This is a genomic window from Acetobacter tropicalis (genome assembly GCF_030644465.1).
In the GTDB taxonomy this organism is placed as follows: domain Bacteria; phylum Pseudomonadota; class Alphaproteobacteria; order Acetobacterales; family Acetobacteraceae; genus Acetobacter; species Acetobacter tropicalis.
The window spans coordinates 3,396,011-3,415,000 of sequence record NZ_JAUYUW010000001.1 but is presented as its reverse complement, the minus strand read 5'-3'; the positions used below and the strand labels follow the sequence as shown (position 1 = coordinate 3,415,000).

14 protein-coding genes (1 of these 14 running past the window's edge) are annotated in these 18,990 nt (G+C 54.7%); 4 read left to right on the top strand and 10 right to left on the bottom strand.

What is annotated here, in order from left to right; translation table 11 throughout:
- The 4 genes from QWU00_RS15380 to QWU00_RS15365 all read right to left on the bottom strand — a co-directional run.
- A protein-coding gene (locus QWU00_RS15380; protein ID WP_150395550.1) for a lipase family protein crosses the window boundary here: on the bottom strand, window positions 1-844 show its 5' portion. It extends 323 nt beyond the left edge of the window; the window shows 844 of its 1,167 coding nt (coding positions 1-844); it begins with the start codon at window positions 842-844; the stop codon falls past the left edge of the window.
- Window positions 845-985: 141 nt separating this feature from the next.
- The gene (locus tag QWU00_RS15375) at window positions 986-3,460 is read right to left on the bottom strand and encodes an excinuclease ABC subunit UvrA (RefSeq protein ID WP_231551529.1); all 2,475 of its coding nucleotides are present in this window, start codon (window positions 3,458-3,460) and stop codon (window positions 986-988) included.
- A 116-nt stretch (window positions 3,461-3,576) separates the two neighbouring features.
- Window positions 3,577-3,915, bottom strand: a complete 339-nt coding sequence (locus QWU00_RS15370) for a hypothetical protein (protein ID WP_052051106.1) — start codon at window positions 3,913-3,915, stop codon at window positions 3,577-3,579.
- Window positions 3,912-4,919 (bottom strand): glutathione S-transferase family protein, encoded by a 1,008-nt coding sequence (locus tag QWU00_RS15365; RefSeq protein WP_035377197.1) that lies wholly within the window; start codon window positions 4,917-4,919, stop codon window positions 3,912-3,914. The genes QWU00_RS15370 and QWU00_RS15365 overlap by 4 nt, the downstream gene beginning before the upstream one ends.
- A 174-nt stretch (window positions 4,920-5,093) precedes the next feature.
- Between QWU00_RS15365 and mobB the strand changes: the two genes are divergently transcribed.
- Window positions 5,094-5,615: a molybdopterin-guanine dinucleotide biosynthesis protein B gene (gene mobB / locus QWU00_RS15360; RefSeq protein ID WP_035377200.1), complete on the top strand. Its 522-nt coding sequence runs from the start codon at window positions 5,094-5,096 to the stop codon at window positions 5,613-5,615.
- Here mobB and QWU00_RS15355 read toward each other — a convergent pair.
- The 5 genes from QWU00_RS15355 to fdnG form a co-directional block, all read right to left on the bottom strand.
- Complete coding sequence (locus QWU00_RS15355) at window positions 5,603-6,832, bottom strand: molybdopterin molybdotransferase MoeA (protein ID WP_304651049.1); 1,230 nt, start codon at window positions 6,830-6,832, stop codon at window positions 5,603-5,605. The genes mobB and QWU00_RS15355 overlap by 13 nt on opposite strands.
- A 147-nt stretch (window positions 6,833-6,979) precedes the next feature.
- Entirely contained in the window at window positions 6,980-7,945 is a 966-nt protein-coding gene (gene fdhE, locus QWU00_RS15350) for a formate dehydrogenase accessory protein FdhE (protein ID WP_052051107.1), read from the bottom strand.
- On the bottom strand, window positions 7,945-8,595 hold the full coding sequence (locus QWU00_RS15345) for a formate dehydrogenase subunit gamma (RefSeq protein WP_035377202.1): 651 nt from the start codon (window positions 8,593-8,595) through the stop codon (window positions 7,945-7,947). Before QWU00_RS15345 ends, fdhE begins: the two co-directional genes overlap by 1 nt.
- A 2-nt stretch (window positions 8,596-8,597) precedes the next feature.
- On the bottom strand, window positions 8,598-9,554 hold the full coding sequence (gene fdxH / locus QWU00_RS15340; protein WP_052051108.1) for a formate dehydrogenase subunit beta: 957 nt from the start codon (window positions 9,552-9,554) through the stop codon (window positions 8,598-8,600).
- An 8-nt stretch (window positions 9,555-9,562) separates the two neighbouring features.
- Window positions 9,563-12,613, bottom strand: coding sequence for a formate dehydrogenase-N subunit alpha (fdnG, locus tag QWU00_RS15335; protein WP_081938916.1), 3,051 nt, complete (start codon window positions 12,611-12,613; stop codon window positions 9,563-9,565).
- A gap of 468 nt (window positions 12,614-13,081) precedes the next feature.
- On the opposite strand from fdnG, the gene QWU00_RS15330 reads away from it, so the two are divergent.
- Entirely contained in the window at window positions 13,082-14,059 is a 978-nt protein-coding gene (locus tag QWU00_RS15330; RefSeq protein WP_035377206.1) for a hypothetical protein, read from the top strand.
- A 56-nt stretch (window positions 14,060-14,115) separates the two neighbouring features.
- Here QWU00_RS15330 and pckA read toward each other — a convergent pair whose 3' ends face one another.
- The gene (gene pckA / locus QWU00_RS15325) at window positions 14,116-15,750 is read right to left on the bottom strand and encodes a phosphoenolpyruvate carboxykinase (ATP) (RefSeq protein WP_231551527.1); all 1,635 of its coding nucleotides are present in this window, start codon (window positions 15,748-15,750) and stop codon (window positions 14,116-14,118) included.
- A 382-nt stretch (window positions 15,751-16,132) separates the two neighbouring features.
- Here pckA and QWU00_RS15320 point away from each other — a divergent pair, with 382 nt between their 5' ends.
- Window positions 16,133-17,560 carry an FAD-binding oxidoreductase gene (locus tag QWU00_RS15320; protein ID WP_035377208.1) on the top strand — a complete coding sequence of 476 codons (1,428 nt, stop codon included), beginning with the start codon at window positions 16,133-16,135 and terminating at the stop codon, window positions 17,558-17,560.
- A gap of 197 nt (window positions 17,561-17,757) precedes the next feature.
- The gene (locus QWU00_RS15315; RefSeq protein ID WP_035377209.1) at window positions 17,758-18,987 is read left to right on the top strand and encodes a putative DNA modification/repair radical SAM protein; all 1,230 of its coding nucleotides are present in this window, start codon (window positions 17,758-17,760) and stop codon (window positions 18,985-18,987) included.
- The last annotated feature ends 3 nt before the right edge of the window (window positions 18,988-18,990 follow it).

Genomic DNA, 18,990 nt, shown 5'->3' with positions numbered 1-18,990 from the left:
CTTTACGAACCTGTTGCATCAAAGGAGCAAGGCAGACCTGCGACGCGGCATGGTACGCATTCATCGCTTTCGGTGTGAATGCCTCCTCCGGTTTGAAATCTGGGTCAATATTAGCCAGAGAAGCCCCAAGGAGTAACCCATAAGCAATAACGGGATCTTGCTGCGCAACGGCTTTCTTTGCCTGGAGCGATGTCTGCTCCTGATGCGTCAGCAATGCATTGAGAACGTCCGGGGTCATGTAAGGAATGCCGGTCGCAACCGTTCCGCGAATATTGAGGTCGGGTGCATAATCAGGTGCGTAAGCCGCCGCCCCAAATGCTGCTCCTGCTCCTTGAGATTGCCCAACCAGCATGATCTTGTTTTGTAGTCCGGGCACGCCAGCTAGGGCCGCACGCACGGAATCAAGCACGCTATAGGCTTCTGTGCGCACATTCAGATAAGGATGGGGGCCTTCACCCCCCAGCCCCTGATAATCGGTGGCGACAATGGCAAAGCTGCGCTGCATCCAGGCAGAAAGATAAGCCCTGTTCCGCTCTGTATACGGATGGAGGGATGGTGCGCAGGAGTCCGCAATTCCTACTGTGCCGTGAGACCAGGCGACAACTGGCCACCCACCGGCGGGAGGCGTGCCAGACGGCAGAATGACTTCTGCCGTCACGGGCACAAGACCCGTGCCTGTAATACCATTGGTGGAAAGGTAGGTAATCCGTAGGGAACGCCCTGCGTCCGGAAGACTGAATTGACTGTCTAACGGCACGCTTTCAATCAACTGACCTGCGGCTTTAACCGGCGTTGGCGTGGAGGGGTGTTCAGACGCAGCACATGCGCTTAGCAGTAAGCTCATCACTCCTGCGGCAAGAACTGTTCTGAAACTAAAAGTGCTGCTTTGAAAATAATTTCTCATTCTGCCGCCAACCCGTTCATTAGCATTATCGTTTTACAGGTAGAGTGCGCCTGTGACCTGCCTGCTTACTGACACCCTACCCTAGTTTACATAACGGGCAAGGAACGAAGCGGTCTGACTGTGAGGATTAACTGAAACGTCATGGGGAGTACCGCTGGCTACAATGTGTCCTCCGTCCTCTCCGGCACCAGGCCCCATATCGATCACCCAGTCCCCTGCGGCGACGACCCGCATGTCGTGTTCGGCAAGAACCACGCTGTTGTTCTGATCCACCAATTTTTGCAGTTGCTTGAGCAGACTGTCCACATCCGCCGGATGCAAGCCGGTAGTCGGCTCATCCAACACATACAGCACGTGACCGGCCCGCCGCTTTTGCAGTTCTGTGGCCAGTTTGATACGCTGGGCTTCACCACCTGAAAGTTCTGTTGCGGGCTGACCGAGACGCAGATAACCAAGACCGCCTTCGCGCAAGGTTTCAAACCCATGCGAGAGCGCACTATCCTGCGCAAAAAAAGTGCACGCTTCATCCACGCTCATGCTCAGCACATCCGCTATTGTCTTACCCCGCAGCGTGACAGCCAGAACTTCCGGTTTGTAACGGCTCCCATGACAGTCCGGGCATGGCGCATATACACTGGGCAGGAAAAGAAGCTCCACCATGACCGACCCCACTCCCTCGCATTTGGGACAACGGCCTTTGGCAACGTTGAAGGAAAACCATCCCGCGTCAAACCGTCTTTTCCTGGCTTCCGGGGTTGCGGCAAATGCCTGCCTCACCAGATCAAACAACCCTGTATAGGTTGCAAGATTGGAGCGCGGCGTGCGGCCTATGGGTTTTTGATCAATAACCACAAGCCTCCGCACTTTTTCCAGCCCGGACACCACACACCCTTGCGGTTGTCCTGCTTCTGCGAACTCAAAAAGGGCCTCATCTTCTGTGTCTTCTTCACGCGCAATAGGTTGCCCCAATGCGCGGGACACAACGGAAACCAAGGCTTGTTCGATAAGGCTAGATTTACCGGAGCCTGACACCCCGGTAACGGACACCAATACACCCAATGGCAAAGAAAGACTGATATCCTGCAGGTTATTCCACGTGATATTCGCTAGTTTCAGAAAACCCTCCGGCTTACGCGGCTGCATGGTTCTCTTTGCCGGGGCATCAAATAAATAATGCCGTGTCCGGGAGGCTTCTACCTGCCTCAACCCCTCCGGCGGTCCACTATAAAGCACCTGGCCACCTCGTTCACCCGCTTCTGGCCCCACATCCACCAACCACTGAGCACGACGAATAACATCAGGATTATGCTCCACCACAAGCAGGGAATTCCCTGCGAACAGCAGACCATCCAGCGCCCTCAGCAAGGCCTGTGTATCTACCGGATGAAGGCCGGAGCTTGGTTCATCCAGCACATATACCACCCCGAAGAGATTGGAACGGATTTGGGTTCCAAGCCGGAGCCGCTGATATTCACCGGGAGATAGGCTTTGCACGCTGCGGCTGAGTTGAAGATATCCAAGCCCCAGATCCAGCAACACAGCAACCCGCTCAATCAGGGAGCCCACAATCCCTTGCGCTGCGACACTGACTGCATCCTGCCCTTTCAGGCCGGGCTGCATCTCCTTCAACGCCTGAGCGATGTGTTTCAGTGGAAGTGCCGAAAAATCTGCGATATTGCGGCCACCGAATGTTACTTTGAGCGCATCTGGGTTCAATCTCTGCCCATGGCAGACCGGACAGGGCGAACTGACCATGAAGGACGCTGCCCGCGCTCGCATTTTCGCACTTTGAGATTTTGCAAAGGTTTGCAGTACATATCGTCGGGCACCGGTAAAAGTGCCATTGTAGTCTGCCGGGTCTCCCCGTTTTATGGCCGCCAGAACCTCCTCATGCGTGCGCCCCGGATAAACGGGTTCTGTGGGGGTGTCCTCTGTATACAAAATCCAGTCGCGTGTTTTCTGCGGTAAATCCTTCCAGGGTTTATCAACATCCACCCCGCGCGTAATCAGGATATCCCGCAGGTTCTGACCTTGCCAAGCAGTGGGCCATGCAGCTACGGCGCGTTGCCGAATGGTCAGCGTATCATCTGGGACAAGTGTTTTCTCGGTCACATCATAGATGCTTCCAAGTCCGTGGCAGCGCGGGCATGCGCCCATGGGAGTGTTGGATGAAAAGGATTCAGCTTCCAGACGCGCCATGCCGGGCGGATAAGACCCAGCGCGCGAGTAAAGCATCCGCAGCAGGTTAGAAAGCGTGGTCACACTGCCAACGGTCGACCGACCGCTACTTCCACCTCTTTGTTGCTGAAGAGCGACTGCTGGGGGGAGCCCTTCAATACTCGCCACGGCGGGCACCGGCATCTGGTTAAACAGTCGCCGCGCATAAGGAGAAACGGATTCCAGATAACGCCGCTGCGCTTCCGCATAGATCGTGCCAAAGGCAAGAGAAGACTTACCTGACCCTGAGACCCCGGTGAAGACCACCAACTGGTCACGCGGGAGATCTACATCAACATTTTTCAGATTATGTTCCCGTGCACCCCGCACACGGATCATGGACTGAAGAGAGGGGGCGGGTTTGGCGTGATCTGTCATAACCACACTATACCGCCAGGAAAGAGAGGCGGTGAAACCCTGCATACGCATTCGACCCATGCAGAGCATAAGGCCCTTTAGGAGTGAGGTGCCGCCTCCAACCCCAGCCATTGTGGCTTGCGCCGCTCCACCCACGCCAGAACCCTATCAGTCAGACGCCGCAAAAAAGCGATATCTTCGGACAGAAGAATAACACCCAAAGGCAACATCCAAAGCCCCAGAACCGGCAGAATGGAGAGAAGACCTCCGCAGATCAGCAGCACGCCAACGGGGAGACGCGCCCATCGTGCCTGTGGTTTACGCATCCAGCGGACAGCCGGCTGAGCCTTTTCTGGCAGCCGAAAGATCAGCAGTTCTATCCGACGCTCATGATCATCCTCAATTTGTAGAATTTCTGTCAAACGCTGCTCGGTCATTCTGTTTCTGTTCCTTCTCTGGGGCGCCTTACCGCCATACTGGCTTCCCCAAAAGGCGGGTTTGGCCCTACGGGCACAATGCCAGTAGGGTCCAGCCAAGGGTGGCTCAGGTAGTAATGGTTTTTGATGTGAAAGAAACTGACTGTTTCCGCGATGCTAGGCAGACCGTAAAGCCTCTGCACATATCCGCTGAGCACTGGATAATCACTAAGTCTCCGCACATTACATTTGAAATGTCCCACATAAACCGCATCAAAACGGATCAATGTGGTGAAAAGACGCCAGTCCGCCTCTGTCAGTTGATCTTCCACCAACCAGCGCCTGCCGCGCAGATGGTGCTCAAGCCAGTCCAGCGTTTCAAACACTTCCCGAACCGCATTCTCATAGCTCTGCTGAGACTGCGCGAAACCACATTTATACACGCCGTTATTAAGCGTGCTGTAGATACGCTGGTTCACAGCCTCAATCTCATTACGCAAAGGAATGGGATAGTAATCTCCTTCCCGCGCACCAATACCATCAAATGCGCTGTTCATCATGCGGATGATATCGGCGGATTCATTGCTGACGATTGTCTCTCGGTGCGTATCCCACAGCACAGGAACGGTCACGTTGCCCGAATAATCGCTATTAGCCCGCACATAGAGTTCGTACAGAAAGCTGGCTCCATATAACGTATCAGGAAGTACGCCCTGCCCCTCCTCAAAGGTCCATCCGTGCTCTCCCATCAGCCAGTGCGTCACCGAGAGGCCTATATGGTTGCTCAAGCCTTTCAAATGTCTGAAAATCAGGGTGCGGTGAGCCCATGGGCAGGCAAGGGACACATACAGATGGTAGCGCCCTGCTTCCGCCTTGAAGCCACCCTCCCCCGTTGGACCTGCTTTGCCATCTGACGTGACCCAGTTTCTGAACTGTGAAGGCTGGCGGGAAAATGCCCCTTTCTCTTCGGTATCGTGCCGCACACCTTGTGTTGCCTGCCATGTGCCATGCAACAGGTAACCCATTGTCACTCCTTCCGCATTTACGGTTCAGTTTTCCTGACCTTTAACGTGGGAAGGCGCCGAAGAGTGCATTAGGTCGCCCAAGAAGCTGATGTTTCCGCCTTTTCTTTTAGGTAATCGCGTTACCCGGCCATATCTGATAGAGCCAAAAATTATCCACGGGTTTCAGGAGCGACCATGTCCACACCAAGGCACCAAGCTGTTATGGGCCTTACTGGCCGTAGCGGCTCTGGCAAAACCCACCTGATGGCCCGCCTGCTCCCCGTCTTACGGGCACGGGGCGTGAGTGTGTCCACCATCAAACACACACACCATCACATTGATATTGATAAACCCGGCAAGGATTCCTTTATCCACCGTCAGGCCGGGGCATCAGAGGTCATGCTGGTCACGCCTGATCGCTGGATTTTACAACACAGCCAGCCCGAACCCGGCCTGCCAGATATTCTCCGCCGCATGGCTAGAGTTGATCTGGTCCTAATTGAAGGGTTTCATGCTTCTGTTCCCGCCACGATTGAAATCTATAGAGCAGATATCGGGAAAGAGCCGCTTTTTAAAAGTCCGACCAACCGTATCCTCGCCGTGGCCACCACTACGCCTGCTGCTGTGTCAGCTTCATTTCCTACGCTGGATCTGGATGATACAGACGCTATTGCATCCTTTATCCTAAAAAATGCCAGTTCTATTCAACTGACATGAAGAGGAATAACCCAGCGCCTCTGCCCCACGGCAACAGGAGCATGCGGGTCAATCCGCAATAGGGCGTTAGCCCGCGTGAACACCATGATATCTGAGGCCCCCACACTGGGAAGCAGAGAAATACGCCAGCCTTCACCATTTGCCTGACAAGACACGGGAACAAAATGCGTCGTGTCACATGCTGGAGCCAGATCAAAATCTACCGTGCCTGCTATCAGCGCTGGCCCATGCACATCCCCCATAACAGACCGCAGATATGGCAGAAGAAACACCAAAGCACAGATAGCAGAGGCACCGGGATTACCCGGCAGGCAGAATGCCAGTTTTCCGCCCTGTTCCAGAACTGAAAGAGGCTTACCCGGACGGATTTTCACCCCCCGAAACAGAACCTCTGCACCAAGCTCTTTCAGAACATCCAGAACATTATCCGTGTCCCCAACGGATATTCCGCCCGTAGTGACCAGTATATCAGACTGTTCCCACGCAGACAGTAGCTCTGCCCGAAGGTGGAGGGCATTGTCTGAAGACACAACATGCGTTTTCACCATGGCTCCGGCAGAGGTCAGCAAGGCCGCCAGCATGGGCGTGTTTGAATCTGCACGGGCATCCGGCGCATCCGTAGCCAGTTCCGCGCCATTCGCCACCACGGTAATTCGGGGAGATTTGACAACTGACACATGGCGCACATTTTGGCTGGCCAGCAAAGCAATATGTCGCCAGTCCAGCTTCTGCCCCCGGCGAACCAGACACGTGCCGTGCGTGAACTCCTCACCTGCCCGGCGGATATTAGCCCCTCTGCTGGCTAACGCATGAAGAGGGCGAACGCGCCCGGTCTTTGGGTCAAGCTGCATGCGCTCAGCCGCCATCACGCAATCGGCACCCGGCGGAATACGGGCACCTGTCAAGATGCCCCGCGCCTCTCCGGGCTGTAGGGGAAGAGGCATATCTCCCGCAGCTTCCTGCCCGCCCGCCAAAAGGCCTGACAGAGATGCTTCCATCTCCGCGTGAACAAAGGCGAAACCATCCATTGCAGAACTATCGGCAACTGGGCGATCAGAAGTGGCGAGCACATCCTCCGCAGCAATGCGGCCGTTACTCTGCACCAAAGGAAGAGTTTCAGTCTGGTCTGTCCTTTTATCCGCGCTCGCCAAAATAAGCTGCAAGGCCGTGGGATAATCGACCATACCTGTAAAACTGTTCCGCATCGCCACCTGCATCTTTGTCTCTCACGGGAAAAGCCTGACGGATAATTTCCGTTTCGTCAGATCCTACCGCCAAGGAGGTTCAGGCGTGGACATGGCTGAACCTCCCTGTTTTCACCGTTCCAGCGTCTGGGATGAATAAATGTTCCGAACGGCTCCGTATCACACCGGGAAGGCAAACGGATTGAGCGTTGCCCGCACAAAATCCTGCTGTTCAAGAGCCGTATCCAACCCAAGGGAGGCCAGATCATCCGCAACCACTTCCAAAGCCGGCTCCCGATCCTGCCGGAAGATTTTGATGTAGCCATGGCAGTCTCCACAGGTTTCCCCTTGGATTGCTGCATCTGTTGTCTCGAAAGACCAGTAATCCACATGGTCCGTTCCACCACACACACTGCATGTAGCACGAACCTTGTGCCACCGTGTCTCACACAGGCTGCACTGAAGGTAGCGCAGTCCTTCACGGTCCCCCGTCAACACCAAGCCACCTGACGGTGGGGCACCGCAACAAGGGCACCGGGCTCCTCCTGTTTCCAGAACCTCCCCTTGGGCCGCATGCGGGGTCGCCAATGCGACAGCTTGGGCCCAGAACACGGAAAGTGCGGCCCATAGGAATACAGATCGGCCTGCATCCACAGCCGCGTAGTCACCAGCCATAAGGGCTGCGGCTTTTGCCGCCAGTTCAGACCGATCCGCATACATCAGGTCAACCAGGCCTGCCGCCGCAGGCTCGGGCATAAAGGGAGAAAGGTTTTCAACTATTCCGCGGAAGGCCTCCTGCCAGTAGGCACATCTTGCCAGCATGGCAACAGAAGGCCGTTCGGCCCCAGAAAGACCATCTCCCAGCAATGCACTGACAGGAATGGCCTCTTCCGCACTGAGGGGAGCATCTGCCAGCAGGCGCGCCTGCTCATCAACCACACGGGCAGCGAACCCGAGATACCCCTCACGGCCAGATATAGGTTCCCCTTCCCCCGTAGCGGTTTGCGCCTGCTGTTCAAGCTGCCGGAGCCGTTCAGCCCGCCGCCTATACAGCACAGCCAGACGAGGCAGAATAATAGGCTCAATAGCCTGCACACCGGGGACGGTTTTATCCAACGGTGGAATATCGGAAAAAAATGAAGTCATCAGTGATGTTTTACCGGAGTATCGGGGGCTGGATTCACGTCTTCATCATACCAACGGTCATGATGCTGTCTGGCCCAAGCGCGAGAGACGTATCCTGTCAGCATACCGGTAATAGACCCACGGACCCATAGCCCCATGTAAATATGGCCAACAACCAGCAAAATGAGACCAAGCCCCGCCATGGCGTGCGCCAGCAGAGCAAATCGAATAACCGGAATAGGAAAAAATACTGCAAAATAGGCGCGCCAGATAACAATCCCGGTAAAGAACAACACTGAAATAAGAGACATAATTCCCCAGAACAGCAGTTTCTGACCGGCATTATATTTGCCCACTCGCAGTTTTTTATCATGCCTGTTCATCAACACATCAACAACATGCCGGAACCAGATGGTATCTGTTTTGACCAGCAGGTTGTGGTGCACAAACCGGAAGAACATGACCACCAGCAACAGAAACACCACCGTGCCCAGAAAAGGATGCAGGATGCGGGCTGTCTGTGGTGTGCCCAGAACATTTCCTAACCAGTTCAGACTGGGGAAAAACCAGGACAGACCAGACATGGCCACCAGAAAAAAGCAGGCCACCATGGTCCAGTGGCACATCCGGTCAAAAAACTTGGTGCGCAGAACGGAATTTTTGGTGTCCATGATTATTTCCTCCCTTCCGGGCGCTCGTCATCAGAGCCCTGTTGCGCAACAGGTGTGGCATCGGCCAACTCTTTCCCCTCAGGCGCAGGATGTTCGTCTTCCTCTGTCGTGTTGGGACCAACACCCACGTAATGAGCAAAGGAGGCGGCTAGAGTAACAATAAATCCAAGCGCCCCCACTGGTTTGAGCCATTCTTTCCAGCCACGCACAACCGGGCTGATATACGGGTCCTTTGGCAACCGATGATAAATCTCCGGTGTGTCCGCATGTGTCAGCACATACATGACGTGGGTGCCCCCAACACCCGCGGGGTCATACAGGCCTGCGCCCTCATGCCCGCGGCTTTTCAGTTCATCAATTCGGTTAGCGGCAAGCTGCTTCATGTCCGCTTTGGAGCCAAAAGCAATAGCCCCCGTGGGGCAGGTTTTAACGCAGGCAGGCTCCTGCCCCACCGCCACACGGTCTGCGCACAGGGTGCATTTGTAAGCCTTGTTATCTTTTTTGCTGATACGCGGCACATCAAAGGGACACCCCGCCACGCAGTAGCCGCAGCCTATGCATTGGTCAGACTGAAAATCCACAATACCGTTGGCAAACTGCACAATGGCGCCAGGGCTGGGGCAAGCCTTCAGGCACCCCGGCTCCTCGCAGTGCATGCAGCCTTCCTTGCGCAACAACCATTCCAGTTTGCCGCTTTCATCTTCCACTTCATCAAAGCGGATAACAGTCCATGTTTCAGGCGTCAGGTCTGCCGGGTTATCATAAACCCCAACGTTATGCCCTACCTCGTCCCGCAGATCATTCCATTCGGAGCAGGCCACCTGACAGCCTTTGCACCCAGTGCAAAGGGAGACGTCAATCAGTTTGGCAACTTCCTCCTGATGGCTACGGGCCTGAGGCGCGGGTGTCATTCCATTTGTGGCGGAGCGCCGGATAATATCCTGTGACTGCATACTCATCGCCCACCTCAGACCTTTTCTACGTTGACAAGGAAAGCCTTGAACTCAGGCGTCTGGGTGTTGGCATCCCCCACGGCAGGGCTGAGCGTATTGGCCAGATACCCTTTGCGCGTTGCGCCTCTGAACCCCCAGTGACACGGGATACCAATCTGCTCCAGATCCCGGCCCATGACGTTAAGCGTTTTGATACGCTTTGTTACCACTGCCTTGGCTTCAATATATCCACGGGCAGAAGAAACTTTCACTTTGTCTCCTGCTGATATCTGCAACCGTTGCGCCAGTTTTTCACCAATTTCCACAAACTGTTCCGGCTGAATAATAGCATTCAGACGAGAATGTTTGGTCCAGTGCCGGAAGAGCTCCGTAATGGAATACGTGGTCGCCACATAAGGAAAATCCTTAGGCGAGCCCATACGCGCCCGATCATCCTTCAGCACACGGGCTGTAGGGTTGTAGGACACAGCCGGATGTAACGGATTATTTTCCAAAGGAGATTCCGTCGGCTCGTACTGTTCCGGGAACGGCCCGTCAGACATGCCACCGCAGGCAAACAGACGCCCTACTCCGTCCGGCTGCATGATAAAGGGGCTTACGCCGCTTCCCGGAGGAGACGTAACAGGATAGTCTGGTACATCCGCCCCTTTCCAACGCTCTCCTGTCCATTCCAGAATCTGTCGTTTGGGGTCCCACGGGCGGCCTACCGGATCAAGCGAGGCCCGATTATACAGAATGCGCCTGTTGGCAGGCCATGCCCATGCCCAGCCCGGCGTGCAGCCCAGCCCCGTATCCGTATTGTCCCGGCGGGACATCTGGTTGCCAGCCTCTGTCCACGATCCTGCGAAAATCCAGGCAAAACTTGAGGTTGTGCCATCATCCCTCATCACTGAGAAATCGGGCAACAACTGCCCCTTGCGCACAACAACCTTGCCCTGATCATCCATGATATCGGCCAGAGCATACCCATTGGCTTCCTGCGCTACTTCTTCGGGCGTGGGATCTTCCGGGTCCTTGTAGTTCCACTGCATGTTCAGCACTGGCTCCGGACAGGCTCCCCCATCCTTGCGGTACAGGTTACGGATCTTCTCGAAGATCGTGCCAATGATGCGCCCGTCCTGCCATGCTTCTCCGGGCGGCGCCGCACCGGCAAAGTGCCATTGCAGCCAGCGGCCGGAATTGACAATGGAGCCATTTTCCTCAGCAAAACAGGAAGACGGCAGACGGAAAACTTCCGTCTGAATGTCTTCGGTTTTTACATCATTAAAGACGCCTTCATTCTGCCAGAAGGAAGCTGTCTCCGTGGCAAGGGGGTCTATCACCACCAAGAACTTCAGTTTTGCCAGCGCCTGCGCGGTCTTATTCTTGTCCGGCAAAGCTGCCAAGGGGTTGAAGCCCTGAGAAATATAACCGTTCACCTTGCCTTGGTACATCATGTCAAAATAGGCCAGCATGTCATAGCTGCGGTCCCATTTTGGAAGCCAGTCATACCCCCAGTTGTTGGCGGAAGTTGCATGCTCACCCCATAGGGTTTTCTGCAAACTGACAAAAAATTTGGGCGTGTGATGCCAGTAATTCACCTGACCCGGCACATCTGTAGCGGGTGTGCTTTCCTTCAGATAGGTGCCGATATCCTGCTGTTTATCTGAAGGCAGGTTCAAGTAACCCGGCAGCCGGAGAGAAAGCAGGCCCAGATCCGTATAGCCCTGAATGTTGGAATGCCCACGCAGCGCGTTCATGCCACCGCCCGGCATACCAATGTTGCCCAGCAACAACTGGACCATGGCGGCTGCACGAATAACCTGAGAACCGCTGGTGTGATGGGTCCAGCCGAGTGCAAACAGGAAGGTGGCGGTCAGATCCGGCGCACTGGTCCGCGCCAGTTCCGCGCACACATGCTGGAAATCCTTGAGAGGTGTGCCGCATAGTTTGGTCACCATCTCCGGCGTGTACCGCTCCACGTGCTTGCGCAGCAGGTTCAGAACGCAGCGGGGGTGCTGCAGGGTTGGGTCCTGACGGGCAAACCCGTTTTCGTCCCGCTCATATGTCCAGGAGCTTTTATCGTAGGTCTTCTTTTCGGCATCATACCCGCTGAAAAGACCCTCTTCAAAATCATAATCTTCACGGACAATCAGCGCGGCATTTGTATAGGCCTTAACATACTCATGCTGAATTTTGTCATGTGTCAGCAGGTAGTTCACAACCCCCAGCATGAACGCTGCATCTGATCCTGCGCGAATAGGGGTATAGAAATCAGCAACAGCCGCGCTACGGTTAAAGCGCGGGTCAACAACCATCACCTTGGCGCCATTGCGGATCTTGGCTTCCATCACCCATTTGAACCCCACGGGGTGGGCCTCCGCCGGGTTGCCGCCCATAATCAGAACCACGTTGGCGTTTTTAATATCGACCCAGTTGTTGGTCATGGCCCCACGCCCAAACGTAGGCGCAAGGGCGGCAACCGTCGGCGCGTGGCAGACACGCGCCTGACAATCCAGCCCCAGCATGCCCAAAGCACGGGCAAACTTGAAATCGAGCACCCCTGTCTCATTACTGGCGGCGGAAGAGGCAAGCATGCCGGAACTCAACCAGCGATTGACCAGTTCGCCTTTTTCATTCCGTTCAATGAAATTCTTGTCACGATCATCCTTGAGCAGCCGGGCAATGCGATCTGTCGCTTCTTCCCAACTGATCCTCTTCCATTCCTTTGAGCCAGGAGCCCGATATTCAGGATATTTCAGACGTCCTTCACTATGGATAAAATCGACCAGCCCCGCCCCTTTGGGGCACAGGGAACCTCGACTGACGGGATGATCAGGGTCCCCTTCAATGTGAAAAATGCTGGGCTTGGCATTTTTAGCACCATCGCCAAGGCTGTACATCAGAATGCCGCACCCTACGGAACAATAGGTGCAGTTATTCCGGGTTTCCTTGGCCCGAAGCAGTTTGTACTGGCGTGAATCTCCGGCATACGCTTTGGGTGGCGCAAATCCCAGCGCCACTGCACTGGCTCCTGCTGCGCATGTACCGCAGGCTTGTAGAAATTGCCGTCTTCCCAGAGTCATGAGGTCATGCCTTTTTATCTCAACAAACTGCATAACCCCTATTTAAGTTCTCTTACACAATCTGAAATTGATACAGATCACCCACAAAATTCCGTGAGTATAGCCACAAAGATATAGATGTGAGGGGAAAGCCTTTGTTTCCCTTCACCTCCTTGAAACACATTACTTTTTTCTCATCCGCCCGCAGTCCCAGTGGCAACAGCCATGCCGCATTCTGCGTCGTGTGCTGGTCCATTTGAGCCGCCATCTCTTCACCTCGCTCCCCCTGCCATTTTCCATCTTCCATATTTTTCAAAATATTTATTGCAATTGATACTTGTTCTCAATAAGAAGGAAGACGGAGCACCTGTCGGCGGTATCCCGTCCGTCTTCCCTAATCCTGGCAGCGTGCTCCACCCACAAGCTGACCCGACTGCTGCACTGTAACAGTCAGCTTCTTGTTCTCCTGGGATGGGCAGAGAAAACCACATGACTCACTCCACCACCTATAGCGCTCACTGGCATCTGGCACATTCGCAGCCTTCTGTTCTGCTTGATTATTTCAACCCTACGCGCGGCTTTATTCCTCAGGTCAATATCCTGTTCAGTCGCTTCAAAGCTGTTCAAACCCTTTGCGATGAAGGAGATGGTGAAGAAAACCTCATCCGCCTTCGCAATGAACTGGCTTTCCATCTGGTTAAAATGTCTCGGTGGTGGGGGTTCGATTTCTGCCCGCGCGGGTTAACGGGTGTGCGCAACCCGCTGTTTCTTACCTATGTCAAAGCCCATATTGCGCGCGTGATTGATGATGAATGCTTCTTTGATCTTTTCACAATGCAACGGCAGATGCACAGCGGAGATGCCGGGCACATTCTTATTTTAGGCAAGGATCAGTTCAGTTCTTCCGCCCGCACCATTCTATATGGCGTTGATGGCTGCAAGGGGTTCCGGTTTGCCAACAAGATACAGAAAGCAGACCCCGAGTGGCACCGTTACAGCTACCCGGATTTTGCCAGCGCGTGGCTGGCCGCATGGTCCACGCATTGCTCTGGAACCAACGTGTGCAAGAACCTGCGCGAGCATCTGGCCGCCGAACGTGAATATGCCTGCGCCCGTACGTGGCATCAGCGCTACTTCCATCATCAGGATGCCCGCAGCGTCATCAAAAATCATACCGAAGCACAAACGCAGCTTTCCATCTGCCAGTCCCCGTTTGGGCGAGCCGCGTTTGAAACCATCCTCAACAGTCTGGCCTATGATATTGTAAAAGCGGCATTTGACCGCTCCCTGACTATTGCTGATCTCATTGAAGAACATGACAAAGTGGACGGTACGCTCCGCACCGCCAACAGCATCAAGCAGCAGGCCCGGCAGCATGTGGCCAATAATGTTGACCCCTGCCACCGCCCGGATATGGAGCACCTGCTTGACCGAACTCTTTCCTACATTCCACGCCGCTGCGCGTAAAAAGAGAAAGGGGGCATAGAAGCCCCCTTTTATTTTGTCCGGGTTCCGTCAGCTTTTCAGGCAACCGCTCCTGCAACGGACTGCAGAACTTCTGGGCTGACCTCCGCTGCAAATCCCTCCGCATTTTTCTCAAACAAAGAGACAAGCTTCTTGGCCTGAGCGTCATAGGCCGCCTTGTCCGCCCATGCCTGTGCCGGATTGAGAACCTGATCTGGCACGCCTTCAACATGCCTGGGAATGCTTAGCCCGAAATAAGGCTCAACTTCAAAAGTCGCATTCTTCAGCGTGTCTCCCAGCACGGCCGCCAGAATGGCACGCGTATAAGCCAGAGACATTCTTTTGCCTGTACCGTAGGCGCCGCCTGTCCAACCCGTATTGATCAGCCAGCATGAAACCTGCCCTGCCGCCAGCCGCTTCCGCAGCAACTCCCCATACACAGCGGGAGGACGCGGTAGAAACCGCGCACCGAAGCAGGCGGAGAAAGTAGCTTCCGGCTCGTCCCCAAGCCCTTTTTCCGTCCCGGCAATCCGCGCGGTATAACCAGACAGGAAATGGTACATCGCCTGATCAGGCGTCAATTTTGCCACGGGCGGCAGAACACCGAAGGCATCTGCTGTCAGCATGAGAACATGTTGCGCCTTACCGCCACGTCCACTGGCAACAGCATTGGGAATAAAGTTTGTCGGGTAGCAGGACCGTGTATTTTCCGTGCGGGATGCATCATCCAGATCCAGCTTGCCGCCATCCCCCACGGTCACATTTTCCAGCACCACACCAAACCGGTGAGACGCGTTCCAGATATCGGGCTCAGCGTCCTTGCTCAGCCGAATGACCTTGGCGTAGCAACCACCTTCAAAATTGAACACACCCTCATCAGACCAACCGTGCTCATCATCACCAATAAGCGGACGATTGCGGTCAGAAGACAGTGTGGTCTTACCGGTTCCAGAAAGCCCAAAGAACAGTGCGCTATCGCCGGTGCTATCAATATTGGCTGAACAATGCATGGGCAGAACGCCTTTGGGCGGCAGCAACCAGTTCATGACGGTGAAAATGGATTTCTTGATCTCACCCGCATACTGCGTACCCGCAATAACAATCAGTTTCTGCTCAAAGGAAAGAGCCACAGCGGTTGAGGACCGGAGCGCATAGGTTTCCGCATCCAGCGCCAGATCCGGCGCGTGTAGAATAACGTAATCCGGAGTAAAGTTCCCAAGGTCCTCAACAGGAGGACGAATAAACATGTTGCGCGCAAACTGGGCATGCCACGCATTGGTCGTGACTACGCGCACCCGAATTCGGTGCTCAGGATCAGCCCCTGCGTAGAGATCCTGAATGAAAAGCTCCTGCCCCGCCAGATACCCGCGCACTGTATCTGTCAAACGCGTAAAATGTTCGGGGCTCATTTTCTGGTTGGTGGCGTTCCACCATACATCCGCCCGGATAGCAGGTTCATCGACAATGAATTTGTCTTTGGCAGACCGTCCTGTGTGCTCTCCGGTGTCAACAGCCAGCGCGCCATCTTCAGATAGAACGCCTTCCAGTCTTTCCAGCGCTGCCGCTACCAGTTCAGAGGCCGAAAGATTGGCATAAACGGCATGAAAAGACAGCACCCCGGTTTTCTCCAGCGCCTTGCACGGGTTCTGGCTCTTAACGCCCCCGAAAACCTTTGCGTCACAGCGGTCTTGCATGATTTTTATCTTCCTTATTTTTGTCACGCGCTTATTGCCGCCATTTTTTGTCAAAACTTCGTCAGAAGGCTTCAAAAAACAGAGCGATAGGCTTTACCATCCACTTACGTAGGCTTGTACTATCTCTCAGAGTTCCAGATTTTTAAAGTCTGGAATCACCTTTATCCTTGCGTCGCTTTAATCATGCTGTACGCAATGCAGCCTTGCACGCTTTTTCTCAAGCAGCAGCACTTGGTCAATCCGTGCCGCCACCCAGAGAAAAAATAAGGCCATTTTTTCCTAAATCCCTCTATTTGGTTAATCCTCCTGTTCCTCTCGACGGTTAATAGATCCGGGCACTATGCTGTACGCCTTAATTGGCTCACAGGACTTGAAAGCATTCATGACGGACCAAGCCTCTCTCCCGCTTCATCCCGCAGCACGCGCCCAGCATGTGTTGTCCCTGCTGGCTGCGGAAATTGGAAACAAGATTTCTACCAATCCCTCCGTCTGTGAAGCCCACAGCCATGGAGAGGCTCTGGAAATTGCCAATATGCCTGTAGGGGTTGTTTTTGCGGAAAGCACGCAGGATGTCTCTACCACGCTGACTCTGTGTCATTCTCACCGGGTGCCAGTAGTGGCATTTGGAGCGGGTACCTCTGTTGAAGGGCATGTCACCCCACCTGATGGTGCAATCAGTCTTGATCTTTCCCGCATGACGGAGGTTCTGGAAGTTAACGCGTCTGATCTTGACTGCCGCGTTCAGGCCGGGGTCACACGTCAGGCGCTCAATGCATTTCTGCGCGATACCGGCCTGTTTTTCCCTGTTGATCCGGGTGGCGAGGCAACGCTTGGCGGCATGTGCGCCACACGCGCTTCCGGCACGGCGGCGGTGCGATACGGCACCATCAAGGAGAATGTGCTCGGGCTGACAGTCGTCATGGCAAATGGTGAAATCATCCAGACAGGCGGTCGAGTAAGGAAGTCCTCCACGGGGTATGATCTCACCGCTCTGTTTATCGGGTCCGAGGGCACGTTGGGTATCATTACGGAAATACAGCTTCGGCTGCATGGCCAGCCCGAACAGCTTTCCGCTGCAGTTTGCCAGTTTGAAACTCTGGACGATGCCGTGAATACAGCGGTGGAAATCATTCAGATGGGTATTCCCATCGCCCGCGTTGAACTGCTGGATGATGTGCAGATGCAGGCCTGCATCCGTTACTCTAGCTTGGAAGAGTATCGTCCGCTCACCACTCTCTTCTTTGAATTTGCGGGCTCTCCTGAAGCCGTCAAAGAACAGATCAGTGTCACGGAAAGCCTGGCACGTGACAATAACGGGCTTGCCTTTACATGGGCGGATACGGCAGATGAACGGGCCAGATTATGGAAAGCAAGGCACAACGCATACTGGGCCGTAAAAGCGCAGCACCCCGGCCAACGCTTGATCAGCACGGACTGTATTGTGCCTATTTCGCAACTGACGACCCTGATTTCAGGAGTGAAGGAGGATATTCTGGCCTCTGGTCTATATGCCGCCATTCTCGGGCATGTGGGAGACGGCAACTTTCACACTCTTATTGTCACGGAAGAGACAGAAGCCGGACGCCAGCAGGCCTTGGCGCTTGACCGTAAAATTGTTGCCCGTGCCCTTTCCCTGGGAGGCTCCAGCAGCGGAGAGCACGGCGTGGGCCTCGGCAAATTGGAATTCCTGGCCGCCGAGCACGGAGAAGGCGCCCTCAGTGTCATGCGGGCGCTGAAAGCCACGCTTGATCCGCGCAATATCCTCAACCCCGGTAAACTTCTTCCTATCGGCCCGGTGTTCAAGGGCTGACCGTTCCTCCCCTCCCCTGAATTGGGGAGGGGCTTTATACAGCCGTTTGCGCGCTTTACCCCCCAAAAAAACAGTCCTCCTTGTCGATCAGGAAAAGGCCCCATCGCCCACTCCTGATACACGCGCCAAGACGTAAGTGGGCAACCTATGATTTGAGGCTTGCCCTCTCCAAAATAAGAACATAACATGAACAAATTATGAAGCAGAGCCTCTCCGAACGTTTGGCCATCCTTTCCGATGCGGCCAAGTATGATGCGTCCTGTTCCTCCAGCGGGGCTGGCAAACGTGATTCTGCTGGCACCAAAGGGCTGGGTTCCACCGGCAACGGCATCTGCCATGCCTACACGCCAGACGGGCGGTGCATTTCCCTGCTCAAAATTCTACTGACCAATTTCTGCATCTATGATTGCGCCTATTGCATCAACCGTTCCTCCTCAAACGTTCAGCGCACCCGTTTTACCCCGGATGAGGTGGTCTGGCTGACCATGGAATTCTATCGCCGCAATTATATTGAAGGATTATTCCTGTCTTCTGGCATTATCCGCTCCCCTGAAGATACCATGGCTCAGATGGTGCATGTGGCGCGTGAACTCCGCCAGACCCATAACTTTCGGGGATACATCCACCTGAAAACCATCCCCAATGCGTCCGCCGAGCAGCTTGCTGAGGCTGGCCTCTATGCCGATCGCCTCTCAATTAACGTGGAAATGCCCACAGAGCAGGGATTGGCCGCCTACGCGCCCGAAAAAAAAGCCGGGATCATCCGTCACTCCATGGAAGAAATGCAAACGCGGATTGAGGCCGGAAAGGAACGAACTCTGTCTGGTCGTCGGCCGCCACGCTTTGCGCCCGGTGGCCAAAGCACGCAAATGATTATCGGGGCCGACACCGCCACTGATCATGATATCCTTGCCAGCAGTTCTTCTCTTTATTCCGGCTACAGGCTGCGGCGGGTCTATTATTCCGCTTTTAGTCCCATTCCCGATGCCTCGGCCATTCTGCCTGTCCGGCCACCACCGTTGCTACGTGAACATCGTCTTTATCAGGCAGACTGGCTGTATCGTTTCTACGGGTTCCAGTTTTCCGAGATTACAGCAGGCCGCCCGGATGGCATGCTGGATCTGACACTTGATCCCAAACTGGCATGGGCTCTCGCAAACCGGGCACTTTTTCCGGTCGATCTTAATCGAGCCAGCCGGGAAATGCTCCTCCGGGTGCCTGGGCTGGGTGTGCGTTCCGTCAACGCTCTTATCGCCACCAGACGGCACAAACATCTGCGGCTGGAAGACCTTGCCCGTCTCAATGTATCGCTTCGCAAGGTCAAACCGTTTGTGCATACCACCGGCTGGTCTCCTGCCCGCTTGGTTGATCAAGCTAATCTCAGGCAGGCTTTCCTGCCCCGCCCTCAACAACTGACCCTGTTCTGAGCC

Bases quoted from the DNA above. Each gene is read 5' to 3' on its own strand.
- fdhE (WP_052051107.1), bottom strand. From the start codon at position 7,945: ATGACTTCATTTTTTTCCGATATTCCACCGTTGGATAAAACCGTCCCC.
- fdxH (WP_052051108.1), bottom strand. From the start codon at position 9,554: ATGAGTATGCAGTCACAGGATATTATCCGGCGCTCCGCCACAAATGGA.
- QWU00_RS15355 (WP_304651049.1), bottom strand. From the start codon at position 6,832: ATGCAGGTGGCGATGCGGAACAGTTTTACAGGTATGGTCGATTATCCC.
- pckA (WP_231551527.1), bottom strand. From the start codon at position 15,750: ATGCAAGACCGCTGTGACGCAAAGGTTTTCGGGGGCGTTAAGAGCCAG.
- QWU00_RS15320 (WP_035377208.1), top strand. From the start codon at position 16,133: ATGACGGACCAAGCCTCTCTCCCGCTTCATCCCGCAGCACGCGCCCAG.
- QWU00_RS15370 (WP_052051106.1), bottom strand. From the start codon at position 3,915: ATGACCGAGCAGCGTTTGACAGAAATTCTACAAATTGAGGATGATCAT.
- QWU00_RS15330 (WP_035377206.1), top strand. From the start codon at position 13,082: ATGACTCACTCCACCACCTATAGCGCTCACTGGCATCTGGCACATTCG.
- QWU00_RS15365 (WP_035377197.1), bottom strand. From the start codon at position 4,919: ATGGGTTACCTGTTGCATGGCACATGGCAGGCAACACAAGGTGTGCGG.
- QWU00_RS15375 (WP_231551529.1), bottom strand. From the start codon at position 3,460: ATGATCCGTGTGCGGGGTGCACGGGAACATAATCTGAAAAATGTTGAT.
- QWU00_RS15345 (WP_035377202.1), bottom strand. From the start codon at position 8,595: ATGGACACCAAAAATTCCGTTCTGCGCACCAAGTTTTTTGACCGGATG.
- QWU00_RS15315 (WP_035377209.1), top strand. From the start codon at position 17,758: ATGAAGCAGAGCCTCTCCGAACGTTTGGCCATCCTTTCCGATGCGGCC.
- fdnG (WP_081938916.1), bottom strand. From the start codon at position 12,613: ATGACTCTGGGAAGACGGCAATTTCTACAAGCCTGCGGTACATGCGCA.
- mobB (WP_035377200.1), top strand. From the start codon at position 5,094: ATGTCCACACCAAGGCACCAAGCTGTTATGGGCCTTACTGGCCGTAGC.